The organism is Pseudonocardia sp. EC080619-01, from assembly GCF_001420995.1.
Classification (GTDB): Bacteria; Actinomycetota; Actinomycetes; order Mycobacteriales; family Pseudonocardiaceae; genus Pseudonocardia.
The window spans coordinates 1,373,892-1,396,038 of the sequence record NZ_CP012184.1 but is presented as its reverse complement, the minus strand read 5'-3'; the positions used below and the strand labels follow the sequence as shown (position 1 = coordinate 1,396,038).

General features: G+C 75.6%; 21 protein-coding genes. 11 read left to right on the top strand and 10 right to left on the bottom strand.

The features are described from left to right. Nucleotides 1-147: 147 nt before the first annotated feature. Entirely contained in the window at nucleotides 148-798 is a 651-nt protein-coding gene (locus tag AD017_RS06410; protein WP_060573474.1) for a GntR family transcriptional regulator, read from the top strand. Beyond that, a complete protein-coding gene (locus tag AD017_RS06405; RefSeq protein ID WP_060573472.1) occupies nucleotides 795-1,760 on the top strand; it encodes an NAD(P)/FAD-dependent oxidoreductase in 966 nt (321 codons plus the stop codon). The genes AD017_RS06410 and AD017_RS06405 overlap by 4 nt, the downstream gene beginning before the upstream one ends. Nucleotides 1,761-2,712: 952 nt before the next feature. Here AD017_RS06405 and AD017_RS06400 read toward each other — a convergent pair. The 4 genes from AD017_RS06400 to AD017_RS06385 are packed head-to-tail and all read right to left on the bottom strand — an operon-like array spanning nucleotide 2,713 to nucleotide 6,740. Further along, on the bottom strand, nucleotides 2,713-3,930 hold the full coding sequence (locus AD017_RS06400; protein ID WP_060573470.1) for an MFS transporter: 1,218 nt from the start codon (nucleotides 3,928-3,930) through the stop codon (nucleotides 2,713-2,715). Further along, a complete protein-coding gene (locus AD017_RS06395; RefSeq protein WP_060573468.1) occupies nucleotides 3,927-4,907 on the bottom strand; it encodes an ABC transporter substrate-binding protein in 981 nt (326 codons plus the stop codon). Before AD017_RS06395 ends, AD017_RS06400 begins: the two co-directional genes overlap by 4 nt. After that, nucleotides 4,908-5,708: an ABC transporter ATP-binding protein gene (locus tag AD017_RS06390; RefSeq protein ID WP_060573462.1), complete on the bottom strand. Its 801-nt coding sequence runs from the start codon at nucleotides 5,706-5,708 to the stop codon at nucleotides 4,908-4,910. Continuing rightward, the gene (locus tag AD017_RS06385; RefSeq protein WP_082399084.1) at nucleotides 5,709-6,740 is read right to left on the bottom strand and encodes an iron ABC transporter permease; all 1,032 of its coding nucleotides are present in this window, start codon (nucleotides 6,738-6,740) and stop codon (nucleotides 5,709-5,711) included. It lies immediately after the preceding gene. Between the two features lie 133 nt (nucleotides 6,741-6,873). On the opposite strand from AD017_RS06385, the gene AD017_RS06380 reads away from it, so the two are divergent. From AD017_RS06380 to AD017_RS06350, 7 genes are read left to right on the top strand one after another with little or no spacing between them, the layout of a single operon-like run. Then, nucleotides 6,874-7,581 carry a methyltransferase gene (locus AD017_RS06380; RefSeq protein WP_227012675.1) on the top strand — a complete coding sequence of 236 codons (708 nt, stop codon included), beginning with the start codon at nucleotides 6,874-6,876 and terminating at the stop codon, nucleotides 7,579-7,581. After that, nucleotides 7,578-8,387, top strand: coding sequence for a Rossmann-like domain-containing protein (locus AD017_RS06375; protein WP_060573458.1), 810 nt, complete (start codon nucleotides 7,578-7,580; stop codon nucleotides 8,385-8,387). The genes AD017_RS06380 and AD017_RS06375 overlap by 4 nt, the downstream gene beginning before the upstream one ends. Continuing rightward, the gene (locus AD017_RS06370; protein ID WP_060573456.1) at nucleotides 8,384-9,301 is read left to right on the top strand and encodes a hypothetical protein; all 918 of its coding nucleotides are present in this window, start codon (nucleotides 8,384-8,386) and stop codon (nucleotides 9,299-9,301) included. The genes AD017_RS06375 and AD017_RS06370 overlap by 4 nt, the downstream gene beginning before the upstream one ends. Continuing rightward, nucleotides 9,298-10,410, top strand: coding sequence for a pyridoxal-phosphate dependent enzyme (locus tag AD017_RS06365; protein WP_050802479.1), 1,113 nt, complete (start codon nucleotides 9,298-9,300; stop codon nucleotides 10,408-10,410). The genes AD017_RS06370 and AD017_RS06365 overlap by 4 nt, the downstream gene beginning before the upstream one ends. Continuing rightward, entirely contained in the window at nucleotides 10,377-11,882 is a 1,506-nt protein-coding gene (locus AD017_RS06360; RefSeq protein WP_082399083.1) for an FAD-binding oxidoreductase, read from the top strand. The genes AD017_RS06365 and AD017_RS06360 overlap by 34 nt, the downstream gene beginning before the upstream one ends. A 59-nt stretch (nucleotides 11,883-11,941) precedes the next feature. Next, nucleotides 11,942-13,558, top strand: a complete 1,617-nt coding sequence (locus AD017_RS06355) for a CHAD domain-containing protein (protein WP_060573454.1) — start codon at nucleotides 11,942-11,944, stop codon at nucleotides 13,556-13,558. A 10-nt stretch (nucleotides 13,559-13,568) separates the two neighbouring features. Beyond that, nucleotides 13,569-14,612 (top strand): PHP domain-containing protein, encoded by a 1,044-nt coding sequence (locus AD017_RS06350; protein ID WP_060573451.1) that lies wholly within the window; start codon nucleotides 13,569-13,571, stop codon nucleotides 14,610-14,612. A 10-nt stretch (nucleotides 14,613-14,622) separates the two neighbouring features. On the opposite strand, the gene AD017_RS06345 is transcribed toward AD017_RS06350, so the two are convergent. Further along, nucleotides 14,623-15,072, bottom strand: a complete 450-nt coding sequence (locus tag AD017_RS06345) for a cupin domain-containing protein (RefSeq protein ID WP_255388240.1) — start codon at nucleotides 15,070-15,072, stop codon at nucleotides 14,623-14,625. Between the two features lie 367 nt (nucleotides 15,073-15,439). On the opposite strand from AD017_RS06345, the gene AD017_RS06340 reads away from it, so the two are divergent. Next, complete coding sequence (locus AD017_RS06340; protein ID WP_145982675.1) at nucleotides 15,440-16,462, top strand: glycoside hydrolase family 16 protein; 1,023 nt, start codon at nucleotides 15,440-15,442, stop codon at nucleotides 16,460-16,462. Here the strand turns inward: AD017_RS06340 and AD017_RS06335 are convergent, their stop codons facing one another. Then, on the bottom strand, nucleotides 16,463-17,461 hold the full coding sequence (locus AD017_RS06335) for a carbohydrate kinase (RefSeq protein ID WP_060573446.1): 999 nt from the start codon (nucleotides 17,459-17,461) through the stop codon (nucleotides 16,463-16,465). It lies immediately after the preceding gene. A 97-nt stretch (nucleotides 17,462-17,558) separates the two neighbouring features. On the opposite strand from AD017_RS06335, the gene AD017_RS06330 reads away from it, so the two are divergent. Further along, nucleotides 17,559-18,569: a GTP-binding protein gene (locus tag AD017_RS06330; RefSeq protein ID WP_060573444.1), complete on the top strand. Its 1,011-nt coding sequence runs from the start codon at nucleotides 17,559-17,561 to the stop codon at nucleotides 18,567-18,569. A 13-nt stretch (nucleotides 18,570-18,582) separates the two neighbouring features. On the opposite strand, the gene AD017_RS06325 is transcribed toward AD017_RS06330, so the two are convergent. The 4 genes from AD017_RS06325 to AD017_RS06310 form a co-directional block, all read right to left on the bottom strand. After that, nucleotides 18,583-19,155: a hypothetical protein gene (locus AD017_RS06325; protein WP_060573443.1), complete on the bottom strand. Its 573-nt coding sequence runs from the start codon at nucleotides 19,153-19,155 to the stop codon at nucleotides 18,583-18,585. Nucleotides 19,156-19,332: 177 nt separating this feature from the next. Next, nucleotides 19,333-20,304 (bottom strand): small ribosomal subunit Rsm22 family protein, encoded by a 972-nt coding sequence (locus tag AD017_RS06320; RefSeq protein ID WP_060573441.1) that lies wholly within the window; start codon nucleotides 20,302-20,304, stop codon nucleotides 19,333-19,335. A gap of 87 nt (nucleotides 20,305-20,391) precedes the next feature. Further along, on the bottom strand, nucleotides 20,392-20,922 hold the full coding sequence (gene idi, locus AD017_RS06315) for an isopentenyl-diphosphate Delta-isomerase (protein ID WP_010238201.1): 531 nt from the start codon (nucleotides 20,920-20,922) through the stop codon (nucleotides 20,392-20,394). Between the two features lie 9 nt (nucleotides 20,923-20,931). Continuing rightward, a complete protein-coding gene (locus AD017_RS06310) occupies nucleotides 20,932-22,095 on the bottom strand; it encodes an NAD(P)/FAD-dependent oxidoreductase (RefSeq protein ID WP_060573439.1) in 1,164 nt (387 codons plus the stop codon). Nucleotides 22,096-22,147: the final 52 nt, after the last annotated feature.

Here is a 22,147-nt window from a genome sequence, read left to right as displayed (position 1 = left end):
TTCGTTCTTTCCTGGGGATTACTTCCCGGAACGGCATTGATTGTGTACATTCGGCCGCCGGGACGTGCCCGTGCACGACCGCCTAGGCTGCGGTCGGGGCCGGGACGCCGGCCGTGCCGCGACTCCGGCGGAGGTGAGGGCGAGCCCATGGCGACGGGAGCGGAACGCGCCTACGAGGCCGTCCGTGCGGCGATCCTGGAGGGGGAGTTCCGGCCGGGCGACAAGCTCGCCGAATCCTCGCTGGCGCAACGGCTCGACCTCAGCCGGACCCCGGTCCGGGAGGCGCTGCGCAGGCTGAGCCTGGACGGGCTGGTCGAGATCGAGGCCAACCGCGGCGCGCGGGTCATCCGGTGGGACGCCGACGACCTCGGCGAGGTCTTCGCGCTGCGTGCGGTCCTGGAGAGCCACGCCGCGGGCCGGGCCGCCGAGCTCCGGACCGACGAGCAGCTCGCCCGGATCGAACGGGCCCTCACCGCGATGGACGCCCTCGGGGACCGGACCGACCCGGAGGCGATCGAGCGGCGAAGCGTGCACAACGCGGAGCTGCACGACGGGATCGTCGAGGCCGCCCGCAGTCCCCGGCTCCCGCAGCTCCTGCAGCAGCTCGTGAGCGTCAACGCGATCGCCCGGAACTTCGGCCAGTACTCGCCGGCCGAGCTGGAACGCAGCCAGCGCCAGCACCACGACATCGTCTCGGCCATCCGGCGGCGCAACGCCGAGCTGGCGCGGGCCGCCATGACGACGCACCTGCTCAGCTCCTCCGAGGTGCTGGCCGACCTGCCGGAGGACGACGGATGAGCGCGCCGCGGGTGGTCGTCGTCGGGGCCGGGATCGCCGGGGTGACCTGTGCGGGGGAGCTGGCGGCACGCGGCGCCGACGTGACCGTGCTCGAACGGGCCCGCGGAGCCGGGGGACGGCTCGCGGTGCACCGGCACGACGGCCGGCCCGCCGACATCGGGGCCGCCTACCTCACGGTGTCCGACGACGCGTTCGCCGACCGGGTGGACCGCTGGCGCCGTGACGGCCTGCTCCGCGAGTGGACCGACACCCTCGCCGTGTTCGACGGCGGCACCCGCGCCGCCGACGCCCCCGGCCCGATGCGGTGGGCGGCACCCGGTGGGCTGCGGTCGCTCGTCGCCGACGCCGCGCGCGACCTGACCGTCCACACCGGACGTCTCGTCACGGCCGTGCGGCCGGGACCGGACGGGAGACCGCTGGTCGACGGCGAGCCCTGCGACGCCGTCGTGCTCGCGATGCCGGACCCGCAGGCCGCCCGGCTGCTCGATCCGGGAACCCCGGCCGGCGCCGCCGTCGCGGGACGAAAGTGGAACCCGGTGCTCGCGCTGACCCTCGGCTTCGCCCACCACGACTGGCCCGCGCTGCCCGCCGCGTTCGTGAACGAGCACCCCGTGCTGTCGCTCGTCGCCGACGACGGCGACCGCCGCGGCGACGACGCCCCCGTCCTGGTCGCGCACTCCACCGGCGACGTCGCCCGCCGCCACGACGCCGATCCCGCCGCCGCGGTCCCCGCCATGACGGCCGCGGTGCAGGAGCTGCTCGGGATCGGCCCGGGTCCGGAGTGGACCCACGTGCACCGCTGGCGGTACGCGGCCCCCGCGGACCAGCGCTCCACGGCCTTCCACCTCGACGACGAGAACATCGCCCTCGCCGGCGACGGCTGGGGACGATCCCGGGTCGAGACGGCCTGGCTCTCCGGCCGGTCCCTCGGCCACGCCCTGGCCACCCGCCTCGCCCTCTGACCGCCCGGCTGGTCCGCCGCCGCGCCGCCGCAGCGGTTCTGCTGCAACCGCACAGACCCGGCGGCGGCCGTGTACCGGATCGCGCAGTCTCGACCTGCCGGCCCCCGGCCACTCCGCGGTCGGAGGACTCGTCCGTGCCGCCAAGGTCGTGCGGCGGCACACAGCTCCTTCGTCCCGTTCGGGCGCCACCGCTGCGGGCAAGGCTCCGCCGCCGCCCAGGTCGTGCTGCCGCCCAGCCCTTCGTCCCGTACAGGTCCTGCCGCTAGGGGGAAGGTGCCCCCGCCGCACAGGTTCTGTCCCAGCCGCACAGGCTCGGCCGGAGCCGCACACCTACTTGTGCTCCCGCACGGTCCATGTCTCGTGCGGGAGCCACGGAACCTGTGCGGTCGTGGAGGGAGCTCGGCCGCCGCACAGGTTCTGTCTCAGCCGCACAGGCTCGTTGTCGGCTGCACGGATCTGGTGTCGGCCGCGAAGGTCCTGCTCCTCGCGCGGGCCCCCTTCTCCGCACCCGAGCCCTGCAACCGCACAGGTTGCGCAGCAGCCGCGCACATTGCGGTGCTCTCGCACGGTTCGTGTCTCGTGCGGGAGCGGTGAGACCTGTGTGGTTGCGGCGGGAGGCGTGCGGGAGCGGCGCGCGGCCGTTGCGGAACCTGTGCGGCGGTGGCGGGAGCGGCGCGCGGATGTGCGGAGAGCCCATGCGGGCGCGGTACCAGCCGGTGCGGTTACGGGGGGCATGTGCGGGAGGGTCACGAGCTGTGCGTGAGCGACAGAGCGTGCGCGGTTGCCGGAGGAGCTGCGCGGGTGCCGCTGACTGTGCGGCACCCCCCGCCGAGATGCAGCTCAGCGCTGTCCGCGACACCCCGCCACGACGCTGAGCTGCATCTCGGCGCCCCGTGCCCCGTGCCTCGCGCCCCGCGCCCCGCGGGGTGCGGCGGTGCGACGGGGGAGCGGATCAGGGTGCGGGGGCGGGTTCCCGGGAGAACCGGCGCGACCCCGGGGCCAGCATCGCCAGGGCCGGTCCGAGCAGGCACATGATCGCGCACACCAGCAGCACCGGCCGCAGCCCGAACGCCTGGATCGCCGGCGCGATCAGGGCGAGCCCGAGCGGGGCCAGGCCGTAGGACAGCAGGAAGTCCAGCGACGACACCCGCGCCAGCTTCGACGGCTCGACCTCGCGCTGCACGGCGGTGAACCACGGGACGTTGAACAGCTCGATCCCGATCCCGCACACCACGTAGGCGCCGACCACGACCCACACGGGCAGCGGGGTCAGCAGCGACAGCGGCGCGACGGCGTAGACCGCGAGCCCGGCGAGCGCGACCCGGCCGCGAGCCACCGGCCGCCACCGCGCGACGATCACCGCGCCGACCAGCGCACCCGCCGTATAGCCGGTGAGCGCCGCGGCCAGGACCGCCGAGCCGCCGTAGCTCTCGGCGCTGACCAGGGGCAACGCCACCCCGGTCGCGGAGTAGCCGGTCGCGATCACGGCGGTCAGCGCGCCGAGCCCGGCGAGGAACCAGGGGTGCCGGCGTGCCTCGGTGAGGCCTTCGGCGAACTCGGCGACGAACCCGGCGCGGGGCCCGGCGGGCACCGGCCGGTGCGTCCCCGGCCCGGGGACGGCGGCCGCGACGACCCACAGCGCGGTGATGCCCAGGGTGACCCCGGCGACCGGGAGGACGGTCGCGACCAGCGCGGTCAGGGCCGGTGCGACCAGGGTGGTGCCGCGCACGGCGAACGTCATCGCGGCGTTCGCCTCCTGCCGCCGGTCGCCGTCGACGATCTCGGCGACCAGCGCCTGGAACGCCGGCCGGCAGGCCCCCTGCCCGACGCCGGCCAGCGCGCACCCGGCGAGCAGCAGCGCGAGCCCGCCTGCGCCGGTCAGGGCGAGCGCGGTGGCCGCGGACCCGGCGGCGGCGAGCGCGCCGGACCAGGCGACCGTCGTCCGGCGGGAGTAGCGGTCGGCGAGCACACCGCCGGCCGGCATCGCGGCGAGGAACCCGGCCGTCCGCACCCCGAGGGCCAGCCCGAGCTCGACGGCGGTCAGCGCCCCCTGGACGACGCCGAGGCCGAGCACGAACGGCAGCGCCCAGGTGGCGAGGCCGGACGCCGTCGTCCCGGTCCACAGCCGGAGGAACGCGACGTCGCGCAGGACGGTCCGCGCGCCCGTCACCGGCGGAACTCCCGCAGGTAGGCGCCGAAGCGCTCCAGGCCGTCGATGTTGCGGGGGCCGCTGATGCCCTCGTTGTAGTCGAGCACGAAGAAGTTCCGCTCCGCGATCGCAGGGACGCTGCGCAGCTGCGGCAGCGAGGTCAGGTAGTCGATCTTCTGCTCGGCGCTCTGGTCGCCGTAGTCGAGGATCATGATGATCTCCGGCTGCCGCTCGACGACGGTCTCCCATCCGACGTCGGTCCAGCGGGCGTCGACGTCGTCGAGGACGTTACGGCCACCGGCGAGGGAGATGATGTCGTTCGGCGGCACCTGGTTGCCCGCGGTGTTCGGGCGGTCGGTGCCCGAGTCGTAGAGGAACACCGACGGCGGCGGGTCCTGCTGCGGCGCGGCCGCGGTGACGGCGTCGACCCTGGCCTGCATCCCGGCGACGACGTCGTCGGCCCGCTCGGGCACCCGGAAGATCGCGCCGAGCCGGCGCATGTCCTCGTAGAGGCCCTCCAGCGGCGTGACCCGCTCGGGGAAGCCGGGGTAGTTCCAGCAGGTCTCGGTGTGCATGAAGCTCTGAATGCCGAGCCGGTCGAGCAGCTCCGGGGTGATGCCGCGCTCGTCGGAGAACCCGGACCGCCAGCCCGCGACGACGAGATCGGCGCCCGCGTCGACGACGAGCTCGCGGTTGAGCAGGTCGGTGGAGAGCTCCTCGGTGGCGGCGTAGTCGGCGGCCCAGGGGGACTCGGAGACGGGCGGGTTCGCCGGCGGCATGACGTAGCCGCGCACCTTCTCGCCCAGCCCGAGCGCGAACAGCTTGTCGGCGCTCCCTGCCTCGTAGGCGACGGCGCGCTCGGGGGCGCGGTACTCCACCGGCTGCCCGCAGCGGGGGACCGTGGCGGTCTCCGCCGTCGACCGCTCGACCTGCGCGCCGCAGGCGGTGGCGGCGAGCAGGGTGGCGAGCAGCAGGGGTACGGCGCGGGTCGTGCGCACTCAGATCTCCTCGGTGTCGGGACGGACCGGGTCGCCCGGCAGGGCGTAGAGCAGCCGGGTCCCACCGGTGACGGGATGGGTGACGACGTCGGCGCGCACGCCGAACACGTCGGCCACGAGCGCGGGGGTGAGCACGTCGGCGGGGGCGCCGGAGGCGACGAGACGCCCCTCGGACAGCACGCCGATCCGGTCGCACACCGCGGCCGCGAGGTTCAGGTCGTGCAGCACGACCAGCACCGTCGTGCCGATCTCGCGCAGCAGGGCGAGCAGGCCCAGCTGGTAGGAGATGTCGAGGTGGTTGGTCGGCTCGTCGAGCACCAGAACCTCGGGCGTCTGGGCCAGCGCGCGGGCGGCGAGCACCCGCTGGCGCTCGCCGCCGGACAGCGTCAGGACGCCGCGGTCGGCCAGGTGGGTGACGCCGACGCGGTCCATCGCCTCGCGGCAGATCTGGAGGTCGCCGGGTCCGGGCCCACGGTGCCCGGCCAGGTGCGGTGTCCGGCCGAGCGCGACGAGCTCGGCGACGGTGAAGTCCAGGTCGGACGCGTGGTCCTGGGTCATCGCGGCGACCCGTCGTGCGCTCTCGCGCAGCGAGCCGGTGGTGAGGTCCTCGCCGTCGAGCAGGACGGTCCCGCGCAGCGGCCGCAGCGTCCGGTAGACGCAGCGCAGCGCGGTGGACTTGCCGCTGCCGTTCGGGCCGACCATCCCGACCACGGAGCCGGACGCGACGTCGAGGGACAGCTCCCGGACGATCTCGCGGCCACCGGCGGCGACGGTGATCCCGGACAGCGACAGGCCGGACATCTACACGCCCCCGAACACGTAGCCGCGGCGGCGCAGCAGCACGACGAACACCGGGACGCCGACGAGCGCGGTCACCACGCCGAGCGGCAGCTCCCGGGGGGCGACGACGGTGCGCGAGAGCAGGTCGACCCAGACCGCCAGCACCGCGCCGACCAGCGGCGCCAGCACCAGGACCCGGGCGTGCACGGCGCCGGTGACCATCCGCACCAGGTGCGGCACGATCAGCCCGACGAACCCGATGGCCCCGCTGACCGCGACCATCGCCCCGGTCATGACCGACGTCAGCACGAACAGCTCGCGGCGCAGCCGGCCGGTGTCCACACCGGAGCTCGCGGCGGTCTCGTCGCCGAGGGCGAGCACGTCCATGTCCCGCGCCCGCAGCCGCAGCAGCACGATCCCGGCGAGCACCACGACGACGACCAGCGGCAGTGAGCCCCAGGTGGCGGCGCCGAACCCGCCGAGGGTCCAGTAGAGGACGGTCGCGGTCGCCTCGCCCTGCGGGACCAGGTAGATCAGCAACGCCATCGTGGCCTGGAACGCGTACGCCATCGCCACGCCGGTCAGGACCAGGCGCAGCGGGCTCGTCCCGCCGGGGCCCCGGCGCCGGGCGGCCAGGTGCACCAGCAGCGCGGCGACCAGCGCACCGGCGAACGCGCCGACCGACAGCGCGTAGATGCCCGCGACGGCCAGTGCCCCGGTGACCAGCACCGAGACCGCGCCGACGGCGGCACCGGAGGAGATCCCGAGGACGAACGGGTCGGCCAGGGGGTTGCGGACGAGCGCCTGCACCCCGGCCCCGACCGCGGACAGCCCCGCCCCGACGACGGCGGCGAGCAGCACCCGGGGCGTGCGCAGCTGCCAGACGATCTCGTAGGTCGCGACCTCGTCGAGCCGGATCGTGCCGCCGGTGAAGGCGGCGCCGAGGTAGCGCAGCGTGTCGGCGGGGGAGACGGGGGCGGGGCCGAGCCCGATCGCGAGGACGACCGACACGACCAGGGCCACGGCGAGACCGACTGTGCATCTGATGAACATGATTGTCGTATGTAGTAACACTCGGGCGAGCGATCCGCCAGCGTCCGGACCGAGTCGTGATGCACGCCGCGTCACCGTTGTCCGGTCAGGTCTCGAAATGGTATCCGTTTTCATTATGACGCAGAGTGTTCCCGTGACGCCGCAGGAGCTGCCGGCACCGCTGCCGGCCGAGACCGTGTCGGCCCTCAACCGGCCCGACGGCACCCTCCACACCACCCGCACCCGGCACTGGAACGGCTGGGACCTCGAGGTCCCGCCCGGCGTGTTCCGGCCCGGCCTGACCAGCGAGATGATCGCCGACCGGGTGCTCTCCGGGGAGATCGAGACCCGCGGTCGCCGCTACCTCGCCATGGGCTGCGGCCTGGGGCTGGAGGTGATCGCCGCGGGGGTGCGCGGGGCCGCGCACACCTACGCCGTCGACGTCCACCCGGCGAGTGTGGAGACCGCCGTCGGCCACCTCGACCGTCTGGCCGGCGGTGCCGCGCGCACCGGGATCGTCGCCGACCTGCTCGACGGCGTCCCGGACTCCACGGTCGTCGACGTGGTGACGTTCAACCCGCCCGCGGTGAGCGTCCGGGTCGACGACGACCCCGACGTCGTCCGCAACGTCTGCGAGGGCGCCCCGTTGCCGGAACGGTTCTTCGCCCAGCTGGCGGAGCGCGACGTGCTCGCCCCGGACGGGGAGGTGTTCGTGATCGCCTCCAACACCGCCGACCTGCCTGCCCTGGTGGACAGTGCGATGCGGCACGGTTTCGACGCCGGTCTGGCGCTGCGCCACGACTGGGGCGACGGTGTGATCACCCACCTGTTCCGCTTCACCCGTGCCGGAGGCGCCCGATGACCCGCACGGTGGACGACCTGGTCGCCGAGGTGCTCGCGGGCGGGCACGGCCCCGACCCGGCGGAACTGACCGCGACCAGCGTGTTCTGGGCGGGGCACGGCACCCGGCTGGCCGGGGGACCGGTGACCTACCGCAACCGCTACGTCCTGGTCCGGTGCGGTGCCGCGTTCGGTGCGGCGTCGGCGCGGGACGGTGAGCTCGATCCGGTCGCCTGCCAGGACCTCTCCGGCAGCCCGCTGGCCGCGCTGCTCGGCGACGACGTGCCCGCCCCGGTCCGGACCGCCGCCCTCGACGCCTACCTCGCCGGGGTGCGGCCGTTCCGCGACGACCCGGGTGCGGAGCGGGTGGAGCTGCCCGCCGGGACGCCGGAGGAGCGTGCGGTGGCCCGCGACGCCGCCGTCGCCGGGCTGCTCGACGTGCCCGCCGGTGCCCGGGTCGCGCTGATCGGGGTGGTGAACCCGCTCGTCGCGGCCATCCGCGAGCGGGGCGCCGAGTGCCTGCCCTGCGACCTCGACCTGCGCACCACGCAGTGGGGCGACACGGTCTCCGACTCCGCCGACGAGGTGATCGACTCGGCGGACGCCGTCGTCGCCACCGGGATGACCCTGGCGAACGGCACCTTCGACCCCATCGCCGCCCGATGTCGCGACCGCGGGATCCCGCTGACCGTCTACGCGCAGACCGGAGCCGCGGTGGCCAGGGCCTTCCTCGGCGACGGCGTGTCCGCGCTGTCCGCGGAGCCGTTCCCGTTCTCCCAGTTCAGCGCCGACACGACCGCGCTCTACCGGTACCGGGCGGCCTCGTGAGACCCGGCCGGGGGAGCGCACCGTGCCACCACGGCGAGCTGCTGCAGGGGTTCTTCCGGGACTCCTCCGGCGCGGCCCGGCCGGGGCTGGTCACGCTGCCGTCGCCGGTCGCGGGGGTGCGTGCGGAGTTCCGGCCGTCGGGCACCGGCACCGAGGTGACGGTGCGGCCCCCGGGCCGGGTGAAGGCCGCCCGCGCGGCCCGCCTCGCGCTCGACGCGGTGGCCGGCCCGGGGACCGGGGGCGGGCAGCTGACCCTGCACGGCGCCGTCCCACCGGGACTGGGGCTGGGCTCGTCGACGGCGGACGTGGTCGCCTCGGTGCGTGCGGTCGCCGACGCCACCGGCACCCGGATCGCGCCGCACACCCTGGCGCGCCTCGCCGTCGCGGCCGAGGCGGCCAGTGACCCGCTGATGTTCGACGACGCCCGGCCCCGCCTGTTCGCCCAGCGCGACGGCGACGTCCTCGAGGTCCTGCCCGGCGAGCTGCCGCGGCTGCTCGTGGTCGGCTGCCTGCTCGACGGCGGACGCCCGGTGGACACCCCCGCCGTGCGCCCGCCCGAGCCCCCGGCCCCGGTCGTCGGCACCTACGAGGAGCTGCGGGCCGAGTTGCGCGCGGCGCTGGCCGCCGGCGACCCGGCCGGGATCGCACGGGTCGCGACCCGCAGCGCGCAGCTGCACCGCACCGACGGCGAGGTGGACCGGCTGCGGGCCGCGGTCGAGGGCCCCGGCGTGCTCGGGGTGCAGATCGCGCACAGCGGCAACGTGGCCGGGGTGCTGCTCGCCCCGGGAGACGGCGTCGCCGCGGACCGGGTGACGGCGGCGCTGCGCGCGGCCGGGCTGGTGCCGACCGGGCGGTTCACCGCCGGCGGGGCCGCGCACCTCCGGCCGGTCGCGGCGGCCGGGGGCACCCGGTGACCGGCGCGGTCGACACCCACGTCGCCGACGCCGTCGGACGCCCCGACCTGGTCCGGCTCGACGACGGGCTCGTCTGCCTGCGGTTCGAGACCATGAAGGTGCTCAGTGCCGACGCCGCGGTGCGGCGGCTGCTCGACACCGGCCGGATCGCGCCCGGTGACAGCGTCGTCGACAGCTCCAGCGGGATCTACGCCTACGCCCTCGCGCTGGCCTGCCACCGGCACGGCCTGCACTGCCACATCGTCGGTTCCACCACCGTCGACGACGCCGCCCGGATCCAGCTGGAGCTGCTCGGCGCCACCCTCGAGCGGATGCCGCCCAGCGACGACCTGAAGCTCGACCAGAGCCGCCGGGTCGCGCGGATCCGGGAGCTGCTCGCGGCCGACCCCCGGCTGCACTGGATGCGCCAGTACCACGACGACGTCCACTACCTCGGCTACCGGCCGGTCGCGCAACGGCTGCGGGAGGCGCTCGGACCGGTGCCGCTGACCGTCGTCGGCGGGGTCGGGTCCGGGGCCTCCACCGGTGGCCTCGCCCGGTACCTGCGCGCCGGTGACCCGCCGGGGGGCCCGACCCGGCTCGTCGGGGTGCAGCCGTTCGGCAGCGTGACCTTCGGCAGCGAGCACGTCGCCGACCCGGACATCATCATCGCCGGGATCGGCAGCTCGATCCCGTTCGGCAACGTCGACCACCCCGCCTACGACGTCGTCCACTGGACCGGGTTCACCGCCGCCCTGTCCGGAGCGGTGGCGTTGCTCCGCGGGCACGCGGTGTTCGCGGGCCTGTCGGCGGGCGCGTCGTACCTCGCCGCGCGGTGGGAGCGCGCGCGGGACCCGGGTCGCACCGTCGTGCTGATCGCCGCCGACACCGGCCACCGCTACGTCGACGGCGTCTTCGCCCGGCACACCGAGGCGGTGCCGCTGGACACGCTCGCCCCGCACCCGGTGACGGGCACCGACGAGCTGGCGCTGCCGTGGTCCCGGATGGCGTGGGCGGGGGCGGAACCACCTGCGGACGCGGTGCACACACCGGTTCCACTGGCCCGGCGCCCCGGCGGCCGCCTACCGTCGCGGTCATGGTCGAGCGCGCATCCACCGACGGGGAGCTGACCGAGGGCACCCCGGTCGTCGTCGAGCCGGAGGGGCGGCCGTTCAGCGGGTCCACGGCACCGGCCGAGCTGGACCGGTCGGTGCCCGACGCCACCGGCCGTGCCCTGCTCGCCGAGCTGGCCGCCGTGCTCGACGCCGACCGGGTCCTCACCGATCCCGACACCGTCCGCCCCTACGTGCACGACGAGGCGGAGTGGGCCGAGTACGGCACCCCGCTGTGCGTCGTGCGGGCCCGGACCACGGCCGACGTCGCCGCCACCGTCGCCGCCTGCGCGCGGGCCCGGGTGCCGGTCGTCCCGCGCGGGGCCGGGACCGGGCTGTCCGGCGGCGCGAACGCGGTCGAGGGCTGCGTGCTGCTGTCGCTGGAGCGGATGACCGCGATCCGGGAGATCTCCGCCGGGGAGCGGCTCGCCGTCGTCGAACCGGGGGTGGTGAACGACGACCTGCGCGCCGCCTGCGCGGACCAGGGCCTCTGGTACCCGCCGGACCCGGCGTCGGCGCCCTGGTCGACGATCGGCGGCAACGTCGCCACCAACGCGGGCGGGCTGTGCTGCGTGAAGTACGGCGTGACCCGCGACTACGTGCTCGCGCTCGAGGTCGTCACCGCGACCGGTGAGATCGTGCGGGTCGGGCGGCGGACCGCGAAGGGTGTCGTCGGCTACGACCTGGCGGGCCTGCTCGTCGGGTCCGAGGGCACCCTCGGTGTGATCACCGAGATCACCGTGAAGCTGCGCCCGGCGCGCCCGTCCGCGCCGCGCACCGTCGTCGGGTTCTTCGACTCGCTCGCCGACTGCGGGGCCGCGGTCGCCGCCGTCACCGAGCAGGGATTGCAGCCCGCCGTGTTCGAGCTCGTCGACCGCGAGTGCCTGACCGCGGTCAACAACTGGCGCAACGCCGGACTGCCCGAGGACGCCGCCGCGCTGCTGCTCGCCCAGACCGACCTGCCCGAACCGGCCGCCGAGGCCGAGGCGGACGCGATCCTGGCCGCGTTCGAGCAGCACGGCGCGACCGAGGCCATGGCCTCCACCGACGAGACCGAGGCCGAGGCGCTCTTCGCGGCCCGCCGCATGGCCTACCCGGCGCTGGAGCAGCTCGGGATGGGCATGCTCACCGAGGACGTCTGCGTCCCCCGCCCCCGGATGGCGGAGATGCTCGCCCGGATCGAGGAGATCGGCACCCGGCACCGGGTCCGCATCGCCACCGTCGCGCACGCCGGCGACGGCAACCTGCACCCGCTGATGCTCACCCCGCACGACGACCCGGGCGCGCGGGCCCGGACGAGGGCCGCGTTCGACGAGATCATCGCCGCCGCCGTCGAGGCCGGGGGGACGGTGACCGGTGAGCACGGGGTCGGCCTGCTCAAGCGCGACGGGATGGAGCGCGAGCTCGGCCCGGGCGCACTGGCCCTGCAGCGGGCGGTGAAGGTGGCCCTCGACCCGCACGGCATCCTCAACCCCGGCAAGGCCGTCTGACACGCCCGGTTCGCCCGGACGGCCCCGTATGGACCGCGGGCCCGCGGGAACCCTCCGGGATGAGCGAACCCGGCGACGCGACACGGACGGCAGGCCCGGCGGTGGAGGAGCAGCTCCCGCCCGACGCCCTCACCTACACCGGGCCCGCGCACACCGGCGCGCCCCGGCTCGGCGGGTCCGCCGGCATCCACGGTGTCCGGCCCGTCACCGAGGCGGAGGTGCGTGAGCACGAGCGGTTCGACACCGCCGACCTGCGCCTGTTCGCGGTCGGCGTCGAGCTCGCCGTCGAGCGGATCGTCCCCGACCGCGGCGCGCCGGTCGCGCCCAGCGTCACCTGGGTGCTCCGGCTGCCCGACGGCGACCCGGTCGAGGAGCTGCGGGTGCCGCAGGCCGGCGGCGGGATCGAGGGCGTCGACCCGGAGGGCGTCCCGCCGGAGATCGACGCGCTGCTCCGCCGGGTCCGCGGCGACGCCGAGCTCCGCCCGGTCGGGCGGGTGCGGATCGTGCGGTCGGTGGGCCTCCTGCACGACGCCGCCGGGCGCGAGCTCGCGTCGCTCCAGCGCGACCAGGTGCAGGCCGGGACGCTCGGCGGATCGACGTCGGGGGAGGCCTGGAGCGAGGCCGTCGTCCGGCCGGGGACGGCGGGCACCGACGTGCTGCAGGAGATCGACGGCGCGCTGCGCGACACCGGACTCGTCCGCGGGCCGAGCCAGGCCCGCCGGACGCTCGCCGCGCTGTTCGCCGCCGCCGGGCCCGCCGAGCCGCCGCGCCGCCGGGGCCGCAAGGGCACCGCGGGGCGCGCGCTGCTCGACCACGTCGCACGGCAGGTGGACACCCTCGCCGCGCGCGAGGCCGACCTGCGTGCCGACCGGCCCGACGCCGTGCACCAGATGCGGGTGTCCGCCCGCCGGATCCGCAGCGCGCTGCGGACCTTCTCGCGGGTCTTCGAGGGGCCGCGGGTGCCGCACCTGGTCGCGGAGCTGCGCTGGCTGGGGCGGGCCCTCGCCGGCGAGCGTGACGCCGAGGTCCAGGAGGCCCGGCTGAACGGCCGCCTCGACGACCTGGACCCGGAGCTGCTGCTCGGTCCGGTGCAGGCCGCCGTCACCCGCCACTTCGCCCGCACCCGCGCCGAGACCGGCGCGGCGGTGACCGAGGTCGTCGACGGCGAGCGCTACGCCGCCCTGCGCGGGGCGCTGCTGCGGCTGCTGGCCGACCCGCCGCTGTCGTCGCGTGCCGACCGGCCGGCACGGGAGACGCTGCCGCGGATGGTCGGCCGGACCGCCCGCAAGCTGGAGCGGCGGATGGAGGCCGCACTCGCCGACCTCGACGCCGGGCACGTCGCGCCGACCTCCCTGCACGACGCCCGCAAGACCGGCAAGCAGCTCCGCTACGCCACCGACGTCGCCCGTCCCGCCGTCGGGAAGGACGCGCGGGCCTTCTCGAAGCAGCTCAAGAAGGTGCAGACCGTGCTCGGCGACCACCAGGACGCCGTGGTGTCCCGGGAGCTCCTGCGGACCCTCGGCGCCCGCGCCGGCGCGGAGAGCCGCAACGGGTTCACCTTCGGTGTGCTGCACGGGCGGGACACGGCGGCCATGATCGGGCTGGAGGAGCGGCTGCCCGGGGTCTGGGAGCACGTGTGGACCACGAGATCCCGCCGCTGGATGCGGCGCCGCTAGCCTGCGAGGTGTGAGAGACGCCGTCGCCGACCTGCGCCGGATCGCGTTCCTGCTGGAGCGGGCACACGAGTCGACCTACCGCGTCCGGGCGTTCCGCACCGCCGCCGCGGCGCTGCGGGGCACCGGCCCCGACGAGCTCGCCCGGCTGCACGCGGCCGGCTCGCTCACCGATCTGCGCGGGGTCGGCGAGGTCACCGCCCGTTGCGTGGGGGAGTCGGTCGCCGGCGAGGAACCGGTCTACCTGCGGCGCCTGGAGGACGCCGTCGCGCGGGCCGACGCCGACGGCGTCCCGCTCGCCGAGGCCGCCGTGGCGATGCGGCAGTCGCTGCGTGGGGACTGCCACAGCCACACCGACGCGTCCGACGGCGGGTCGCCGCTCACCGAGATGGCGGAGACGGCGATCGGGCTCGGCCACGACTACCTCGTCGTCACCGACCACTCGCCGCGCCTCACCGTCGCCAACGGGCTCTCCGCGGACCGGCTGCGCCGCCAGCTGGAGCAGGTCGCGGAGCTGAACGAGCGGATCGCCGGCACCGGGTCGGACTTCCGGGTGCTGACCGGGATCGAGGTCGACATCCTCGACGACGGCGCCCTCGACCAGGACGCCGACCTGCTCGCCGAGCTCGACCTCGTCGTCGCCAGCGTGCACTCGAAGCTGCGGATGCCGCGCGACGAGATGACGGAGCGGATGCTCACCGCCGTCGCGAACCCGCACGTCGACGTGCTCGGGCACTGCACCGGGCGGATGGTCACCGGCCGGCGGAAGCGCCCGGAGTCGGAGTTCGACGCCACCGCCGTGTTCGACGCCTGCGCGGAGCACGGCGTCGCCGTCGAGATCAACTCGCGGCCGGAGCGGCTCGACCCGCCGAAACGGCTGCTCCGCCTCGCCGTCGAGGCCGGGTGCGAGTTCACGATCGACACCGACGCGCACGCCCCCGGCCAGCTCGACTGGCTCGACCACGGCTGCGCCCGCGCCGTCGCCTGCGGGGTCGCGCCGGAGCGGATCCGCAACACCCGCGACGCGGCGGGGCTGCTCGGCACCGCGCCCGCCTGACCGGCCGCTCTCAGCGCAGCTCGAAGTCGGCGAAGTCGAACCCGGGGGAGACGACGCAGCTCACCAGGACGGGCTCGTCGCCGAGCGGGTACGCCCGCTGCCACACCCCGGCCGGGACCTCACGCTGGGGGAGCGTCTCCGGATCCGCCGCGCCGAGGCGGAGCACCTGCTCGGTGCCGGGCGCGTCCCCGTCGCCGCCCAGGACGAGCTCCGCGGCGGAGCCCGAGTGCCACAGCCACAGCTCGGTCGACCGGACCCGGTGCCACCGTCCCGGACCGTCCATCAGGTAGAGGATGGCGGTCGCCGTGGGCCGGCCCCCGTGCGGCGTCGGGACGACGCGGGGGAGGTCCAGGTCCGCCGGTACCAGCCACCCTCCGGGTGAGGTGCGAGGTCCAGCGCGGCAGCGAGATCGGGGCGCGACACGGCCCCACTGTCGCAGAGCACCGGTCCCCGCACCCACCGTCCCGCCCCGCCCCGCCGCTTCGCCCCCGGCGCTGCCGCATTCCCGCCCCGCGCCGCCCGCCCCGCGCCGCCCGCCCCGCGCTGCCGCACCCTTCGACCGCGCCGCACACCTTCCGACCGCGCGCCGCACCCCACGCGACGGGTGCGTGGAGCAGCGAAGGGGTGCGCCGAGCGGCGACGGGCGCGGGACGGGGTGCGTGCCGGTCACGGGCGGTGAGTTCCGCGCCACCGACGTCACCGTGGGTCGATCTCTCCCGGCACGAGCACCGATCGGGGGTGACTCGGACGAGTGTTTCGGCTGGCGCCCCTCACCGACTGCTCGTCTGATGGGGCGGTCGGTAACCGAGTGACGGGAGTGACTCACGGTGCGTGCGAACACGAGGACCCGGCCGCGAGCGCTGGCCGTGGCGTCCGCGCTGGCGGTGACGCTGGCGGTCACGGCGACGACGGCCGCGGGCACCGCCACGGCGCATTCCACGGACCCGGCGTTCACGAGCAACGCCACGACGCAGCCCGCGGACCCGGCACGCGCAGGCGCTGCGGCTGCGCAGCCCGCCGTGCAGCCGCAGCCCGACGCGGAGCCGGCACCTCCGGCAACCGGACCGGCACCGCAGCAACCGCAGCAGCAGCAGGCCCCCGCCCCGGCGTCGCACTGCACGACGACCGCCGCCGACACGCTCGGCTGGGGCGAGCCGACCCGCCGGTCCGACTTCGACGGCACCGCCCTCCCGCCGGACTGGCACCCCTACGGCCCCGAACCCGGCCACGACGAGCAGGGCATCCGCACCCCGGACCAGGTCTCCGTCGCCGACGGCGCCATGACGATCAAGGGCGACGAGGACGGCACCACCGGCGCCGTCAGCTGGCACCCCGGTCAGAAGTACGGCCGGTGGGAGGCGTGCGTGCAGTCGGAGAAGGCGTCCGGCGGGCTCAACGCGCTGCTGCTGCTCTGGCCCGTCGCCGAGGACTTCCCGGTCGGTGGCGAGGTCGACTGGATGGAGATCACCGACGACACGCGGCAGGAGACGGAGTTCTTCCTGCACTACGGGGAGAACAACGACCAGGACTACGGCTCCGTCGAGCACGACGCGACGCAGTGGTCGGCCTACGCGCTCGAGTGGACGCCGGAGAAGATCACGGCCTTCGTGAACGGGAAGGAGTGGTACTCGACCACGAACACCGAGCAGTTCCCGCCGCGGCCGATGAACATGACCATGCAGCTGGACTACTTCGGCGACGCGGGCGGCCCGACCGCCATGCACATGGACTGGGCGAAGCAGTGGGCGCTGCCCGAGAGCGAGCCGGCGGAGCTGACCCTGGCGCCCGGCTCGAACGCGACCGGCCAGCCGAAGGACTTCCCCGAGCGGGCGCCGCGCAGGCTCGGCTGATCAGCCGGCGAGGTCCGCGGCGTCGAGCTCGGCCCGGGTCGGCGGGTTCGCACCGTGCCGGGAGCAGGTGATCGCGGCCGCGGCGACGGCCTCGGCGAGCACGCCGTCGAGGGCCTCGCGCCCGATGCGGTAGAGGTCGTCGCGGGCGATCGCGCCGAGCAGCCCGCGCCGGTGCAGCCCGGCCAGCAGCGCGGCGGAGAAGCTGTCCCCGGCCCCGACGGTGTCGACGACGTCGATCCGTCGGCCCGGCAGCACGCTGTGCAGCCCCGACGCGGTGCCGGCCAGCACGCCTTCCGCCCCCAGCGTCACGACGACGACGGCAGGCCCGAGGTCCAGCCACTCGCCGACGATGTCACCGGGCTCGCGTCCCGGGTGCAGCCAGGCGAGGTCCTCCTCGCTGACCTTCACCACGTCGGCCAGCCCGAGCAGCTCGTGCACGCCGGGCAGGACCTCCTCCGGGGTGCCCATCAGCAACGGCCGGAAGTTGGGGTCGTAGCTCACCGTCGCGGTGTCGACCGCCGAGGCCAGGAGCTCGCGCAGCGCCTCGTGCCCGGGCGCGGTCGTGAGCGCCAGCGATCCGGAGTGGACGGCCAGGACGGGTCCGCCGGGGCCCTCGTCCAGGGCGCCCTCGAGCTCGTCGGTGGTCCACTGCCAGTCCGCGGTGCCCGAGATGCGGAAGTCGTAGGACGCCTGCCCGTCGTCGGCCAGCTCGACGATCGCCAGCGACGACGGCTCGCCGGCCTCGACGGCGTGCGACAGGTCGACGCCGTTGCCCGCCAGATGGTCGCGCAGCTTCCGGCCCAGCAGGTCGTCGGCCAGCCGGGCGAGCATCCGGGCCGGGACGTCCAGCCGCGACAGGCCGACCGCGACGTTCGCCGGGCTGCCACCGGGCGCGAACTCCCAGTACCCCTCGGCCGGGGCGGGGACGATGTCGACGAGGGCCTCTCCGGCGACGGCGATCACTCCGTGTGGCGGACGTCCGGCAGCTGTGTCGGGCATGGGGGGCACTGTATCGACCGGTGGACGACCCGGACCCACTCCGTGCACGCGCCCCCACCCGGCGTGCACGGTCCGTGGCACGTGGTAGGCATGTCGGGTGCCCCGGAAGATCCCGGTCGTGGTGCTGGCCGGTTTCCTCGGAGCCGGCAAGACGACCCTGCTGAACCATCTCCTCGCTACCGGCGGGGACGCGCGCATCGGTGTCGTCGTCAACGACTTCGGCTCGGTCGGCATCGACGCGATGCGCCTGGCGGGGCAGGCGGGCGAGGTCGTCGGCCTCGGCAACGGCTGCCTGTGCTGCGAGGTCGGGGAGGACGGCGTCGCCGGGGTCCTGGAGAACCTGACCCGCCGCCGTGACGAGATCGACGTGATCGTCATCGAGGCCAGCGGGATCGCCGAGCCCGGCACGCTGGTCCAGCTGGTGCTCGACGCGCTCGGCAGGCACCTCAGCTTCGGCGGGCTCGTCGAGGTGGTCGACGCCGCCGAGTTCGAGGACACCCGCCGCCGGCACGCGCAGCTGGACAAGCACGTCGGGATGGCCGACCTCGTCGTCCTCAACAAGATCGACCGGGTCGGGCCGGGGACGCTGTGGCGGGTGCGACGGCTGTGCCGCGAGGCCAACCCCCGGGCCCTGATCGTCCCGGTGCGTGACGGTGCGGTCGACCCGGCGCTGCTGTTCGACATCGAGGTCGTCCCCGGGCGGCAGCTGATGCTCGGCGAGCAGGTGCGCGAGGCCGGCCACGACCACGAGGCCCACCTGCACGCCGGCTACCAGAGCCTCACGTTCGAGTGCGACGACCCGCTCGACGCCGGGCGTCTGCAGGACCTCCTCGACGCCCGCCCGTCCGGGCTCTACCGGATCAAGGGCTCGGTGCGGTTCGCCGCCGCGCCCGGCCGGGAACGCTGGGACCTGCACACCGTCGGCCGCTACGTCCGGTTCCACCGCACCCGGTGGGACGCCGACGAACCCCGCCGCACCACGCTGGTGCTGATCGGCACCGGACTCGACGAGGCCGCCCTGCGGCGCTCGCTGGAGGTGTGCGTCGCGGGCGACGGGGACCGCCGCGACACCGACGCTCTGCTCCCCGTTGCCCGCTACGCGGTGTGACCGCGGCGCCCGCTCAGACGGAGGTGAGGTCGGGGCCGGTCGCCGGCTCGGCCAGCGTGGTCAGGGCGTCGGCCGCCCAGGTCTCCCCACCGCCGACGGCCGTCCACAGCAGCCCGCCGAGGGTCCGCGTCGGGTCGATCCGCCCGGCCTGCCAGGACCGGCTCGCGGCGAGCCGCTCGGCCCGCGCGCACAGCTGCCAGTCCGCCGACGACCGGTCGGTCACGTCGAGCGCGAAACGGGTGTTCCCGAACCGCGCGCGGTAGCGGCGCACCGGGTCGGTCGCCGCGTGGACCAGCGACAGCAGCGCCGCGGCGGCGGCGAACGCGACCGGCAGCCCGATCACGAACACCAGCATCGCCAGGGTCCAGCTGTGCGCACCCACGGTCACCGCGGTGACGGTCGCGGCGAGGAACGCGCTCGCGGTCATGACGCCGGCGGGGACCTTCGTGTAGACGAGGTCGCCGGCGTCGTCGATGACGTAGGAGGTGCCCTGGAGCAGCGCAGGATCGTGCACGCGGTAGCCGCGGCGCGTGCGGACGAGTGTCGGGAGCCGATCGGTGGGAGCACCGGTGGTGAAGTCGTTCATGGTCGTGCTCAATCTGTGAGAAAGCTGCTGCTCGCGGCCCACCGGATGGCCGTCTCGCCCGGTCAGTCGCACACGATGCCCGTCCGTGTTACGGATTCACAACGACTGGACTGTGCATCACCTGTGTGTCGTTGATCACCCCCGGTTGCGAGGGGTCGACGCGGACCCCCTCGCGTGTCACCCGGGTGGCCACGGGTCGCCCCACGCGGCGTCGCGGGCGGCCCGGTACAGCTCCTTGCGGCTGCGCGGAACGGGGGTGTCGCGCAGGGAGCCGTCCGCCGCGCACACACGCAGCGTCACGAGCCCCTTCCGCGTCTGCGGGTGCCGCACCACCCGTCCCGGCGCCGGCGCGGCCGTGTCCCGGACGGCGACGACGTAGGAGAACTTCTCGTCCTCGTGACCCAGTGAGCCGGCCTTGAGCGCGCGGTGCCGCGAGCTGCGGCTGACCCGGGCCGCGAAGTGGCACCAGTCGTCGCCGGTCACCGGGCAGACGTCGTCGTGCGGGCAGGGTGCCGCGATCCGCAGCCCGGCGGCGAGCAGCCGGGACCGTGCGGCCAGCACCCGCGCGTACCCGGCGGGCGTCCCCGGTTCGACGACGACCACCACCCGTGCCGTGCGGGCCGCCGCGTCCACCAGCGCCGCCCGTACCGGCTCGGGCAGCTCACCGAGCAGGTAACAGGCGGTGAGCAGATCGGTGTCCGGCAGCTCCGTGCCGGTGCCGAGCACGGCGGACTCCCAGCGGGCGCCCCGCACCGACGGCGCCGACGCCCCCTCGGCCAGCCGGCGCCCGAGCGCCCGTGTCGGGGCGGCCGCCTCGAGCACCGTGGCCCGGCGCACCGACGGCCACACCTGCGCCGCCGCCCACACCGCGGCACCCGTCCCGCCACCGAGGTCGACGTGCGAGACCGGATCGGGCACCCGCCCGGCCACCCGCCCGAGGACGTCGACGACCGCGGCGTGCGTCGCCGGCATCCGGTACGCCGCGTAGGCGGCCGCGTCGTCGTCGGTGCGCAGGATCGGCGACGAGGGCACCGACCCGCTGCGGTACTCGCCGATCAGCCGCTCGACGAGCGGTGCGAGCCGCCCGCCCGGGATCGGGTCCAGTACCCCGTCGAGCGCGGCACCGAGGTCGTCGGCCAGATCGTCCACCCGGCCATCCCACCACCCCGCCCGGGGAGGTCACGGATCGGGAAGCGGTGCGGCCACATGTGGCCGCCTCCCCTCCCGATCGGTGATCTACCGGGTCAGGAGCGGGTCGGCGAGGGCGTCCAGGAGGGGGGCCTGGAGGCGGGCCCAGGGGGAGAGGCCGGAGTCCGGGTCGTCGGCGGCGGCGCGGAAGCGCTCCCAGCTCCACCACCGGGTCTCCTCGACCTCGTCGGGCCGCGGGTCGGGCTCGCCGGTGATCCGCGCGACGAAGACCGGGCAGAGCTCGTTCTCCTCGATGCCGTCCTGCGAGGCGCGGTAGCTGAAATCGGGCAGCACCAGCCGCAGCTCGGTGGCCCGGATACCGAGCTCGTCGGAGAGCCTGCGGTGCACCGCGTCGGCCATGTCCTCGCCCGGGGCGGGGTGCCCGCAGCAGGTGTTCGTCCAGACCAGCGGGAACGCCGTCTTGCTGCGGGAACGCCGGGTGACGAGCAGGCGGCCGGCGTCGTCCACGCCGTAACAGGAGAACGCCAGGTGCCGCGGGGTCGTCGCGCCGTGCACGGTCGCCTTGTCGGCCACCCCGACCGGGGCGCCGTCGTCGTCGAGGAGCACGACCTGTTCCATGCGACCTGTCTACCCCAGCGACGCCGCGGTGGCCCGGCGGCGGGCGCGGATCACGCTGCCCGGCAGCTGCGCGGCGACGAGTGCGAGCGCCGTGGGGGAGACGGTCCCGCGGGCCAGGCCCAGCCGGACGGCGCAGTCGAACACGGTCCGGTGCGCCGCGGCGGCACCGATCGCGGCGTCCAGGAACGCGGGCCGTGCGGCGAGCCGGGCCAGCGTCCCGACGTGCCGGTGGTGCCGGCCGAAGGTCCGGTCCATCGCGTCCCGGTGCACGGCCCCCGCGGACGCGCCGCGCAGCGCGCTGCGGCCGGCGAGGATCCCCGAGGCGACGGCGTCGAAGATCCCCTCGCCGGTCAGCGGGTTGACCTTCGCGGCGGCGTCGCCGGCGAGCACCACCCGGCCGTCGGGCTGGAACCGGGGCGTCGTCGACAGCGGCAGGTGGTGCGCCCGCAGGGTCGCGGGGTCGGGCTGCTGGCCGGGCAGCAGCACGGCCAGCCGTTCCAGCAGGTCGGCGCGGGACCCGGCGCCGCGCTTGTCGAACACCCCGTAGCCGACGTTCGCGCCGCCCCCGGCGACCGGGAACGACCACGCGTACGCGGGGTGGTCGCCGCCGGCGTACTCGATCGTCAGCGTGCCCGGCTCGGCCGCGACCGGCGCGTACCCGCGGATCGCGACGGCGGTGTCCCCGGGCGGGGCGGCCGGCGCGCCGAGCGCGCGGCGGACCACCGAGTTCGCGCCGTCGGCGGCGACGACCGTCCGTCCGGCGACCACCCCGTCGACGACGACGCGGCCCGGCTCCGGCACGAGCGCCCGGACCCGGTGGGTGCGCAGCTCCGCCCCGGCGGCGACGGCTGCGCCGGCCAGCGCCGCGTCGAGCACCGTCCGCGTGATCACCCGGTTCGGCCGCGGCGCCGCACGGTGCACGGCCCGCCCGCCCGGGGTCCGCAGCCGCAGCCACGGCGCCTCGGGCCCGAGCTCGCGCACGCCGCCGACACCGAGGGCGTCGAGCAGGTCGAACACCTCGGCCGCGACGCCGTCACCGCACACCTTGTCCCGCGGGAACGCCTGCGCGTCGAGCATCAGCACCGTCGCGTCCGGCCGCAGCCGCAACGCGTTCAGGGCCGCCGCGGCACCGGCCGGACCGGCCCCGACCACGACGACGTCGTACGTGTGCATGCGTCCCATTCTGCGCGTCCGCCCCGGGCGGACGGCGTTCGCCGGGCACGGA

What these genes read in the sequence shown, in the direction of transcription:
- AD017_RS06375 (WP_060573458.1), top strand. Translation starts at nt 7,578, where the DNA reads ATGACCCGCACGGTGGACGACCTGGTCGCCGAGGTGCTCGCGGGCGGG.
- AD017_RS06335 (WP_060573446.1), bottom strand. Translation starts at nt 17,461, where the DNA reads ATGCCCGACACAGCTGCCGGACGTCCGCCACACGGAGTGATCGCCGTC.
- AD017_RS06355 (WP_060573454.1), top strand. Translation starts at nt 11,942, where the DNA reads ATGAGCGAACCCGGCGACGCGACACGGACGGCAGGCCCGGCGGTGGAG.
- AD017_RS06325 (WP_060573443.1), bottom strand. Translation starts at nt 19,155, where the DNA reads ATGAACGACTTCACCACCGGTGCTCCCACCGATCGGCTCCCGACACTC.
- AD017_RS06390 (WP_060573462.1), bottom strand. Translation starts at nt 5,708, where the DNA reads ATGTCCGGCCTGTCGCTGTCCGGGATCACCGTCGCCGCCGGTGGCCGC.
- idi (WP_010238201.1), bottom strand. Translation starts at nt 20,922, where the DNA reads ATGGAACAGGTCGTGCTCCTCGACGACGACGGCGCCCCGGTCGGGGTG.
- AD017_RS06410 (WP_060573474.1), top strand. Translation starts at nt 148, where the DNA reads ATGGCGACGGGAGCGGAACGCGCCTACGAGGCCGTCCGTGCGGCGATC.
- AD017_RS06385 (WP_082399084.1), bottom strand. Translation starts at nt 6,740, where the DNA reads ATGTTCATCAGATGCACAGTCGGTCTCGCCGTGGCCCTGGTCGTGTCG.
- AD017_RS06405 (WP_060573472.1), top strand. Translation starts at nt 795, where the DNA reads ATGAGCGCGCCGCGGGTGGTCGTCGTCGGGGCCGGGATCGCCGGGGTG.
- AD017_RS06310 (WP_060573439.1), bottom strand. Translation starts at nt 22,095, where the DNA reads ATGCACACGTACGACGTCGTCGTGGTCGGGGCCGGTCCGGCCGGTGCC.
- AD017_RS06360 (WP_082399083.1), top strand. Translation starts at nt 10,377, where the DNA reads ATGGTCGAGCGCGCATCCACCGACGGGGAGCTGACCGAGGGCACCCCG.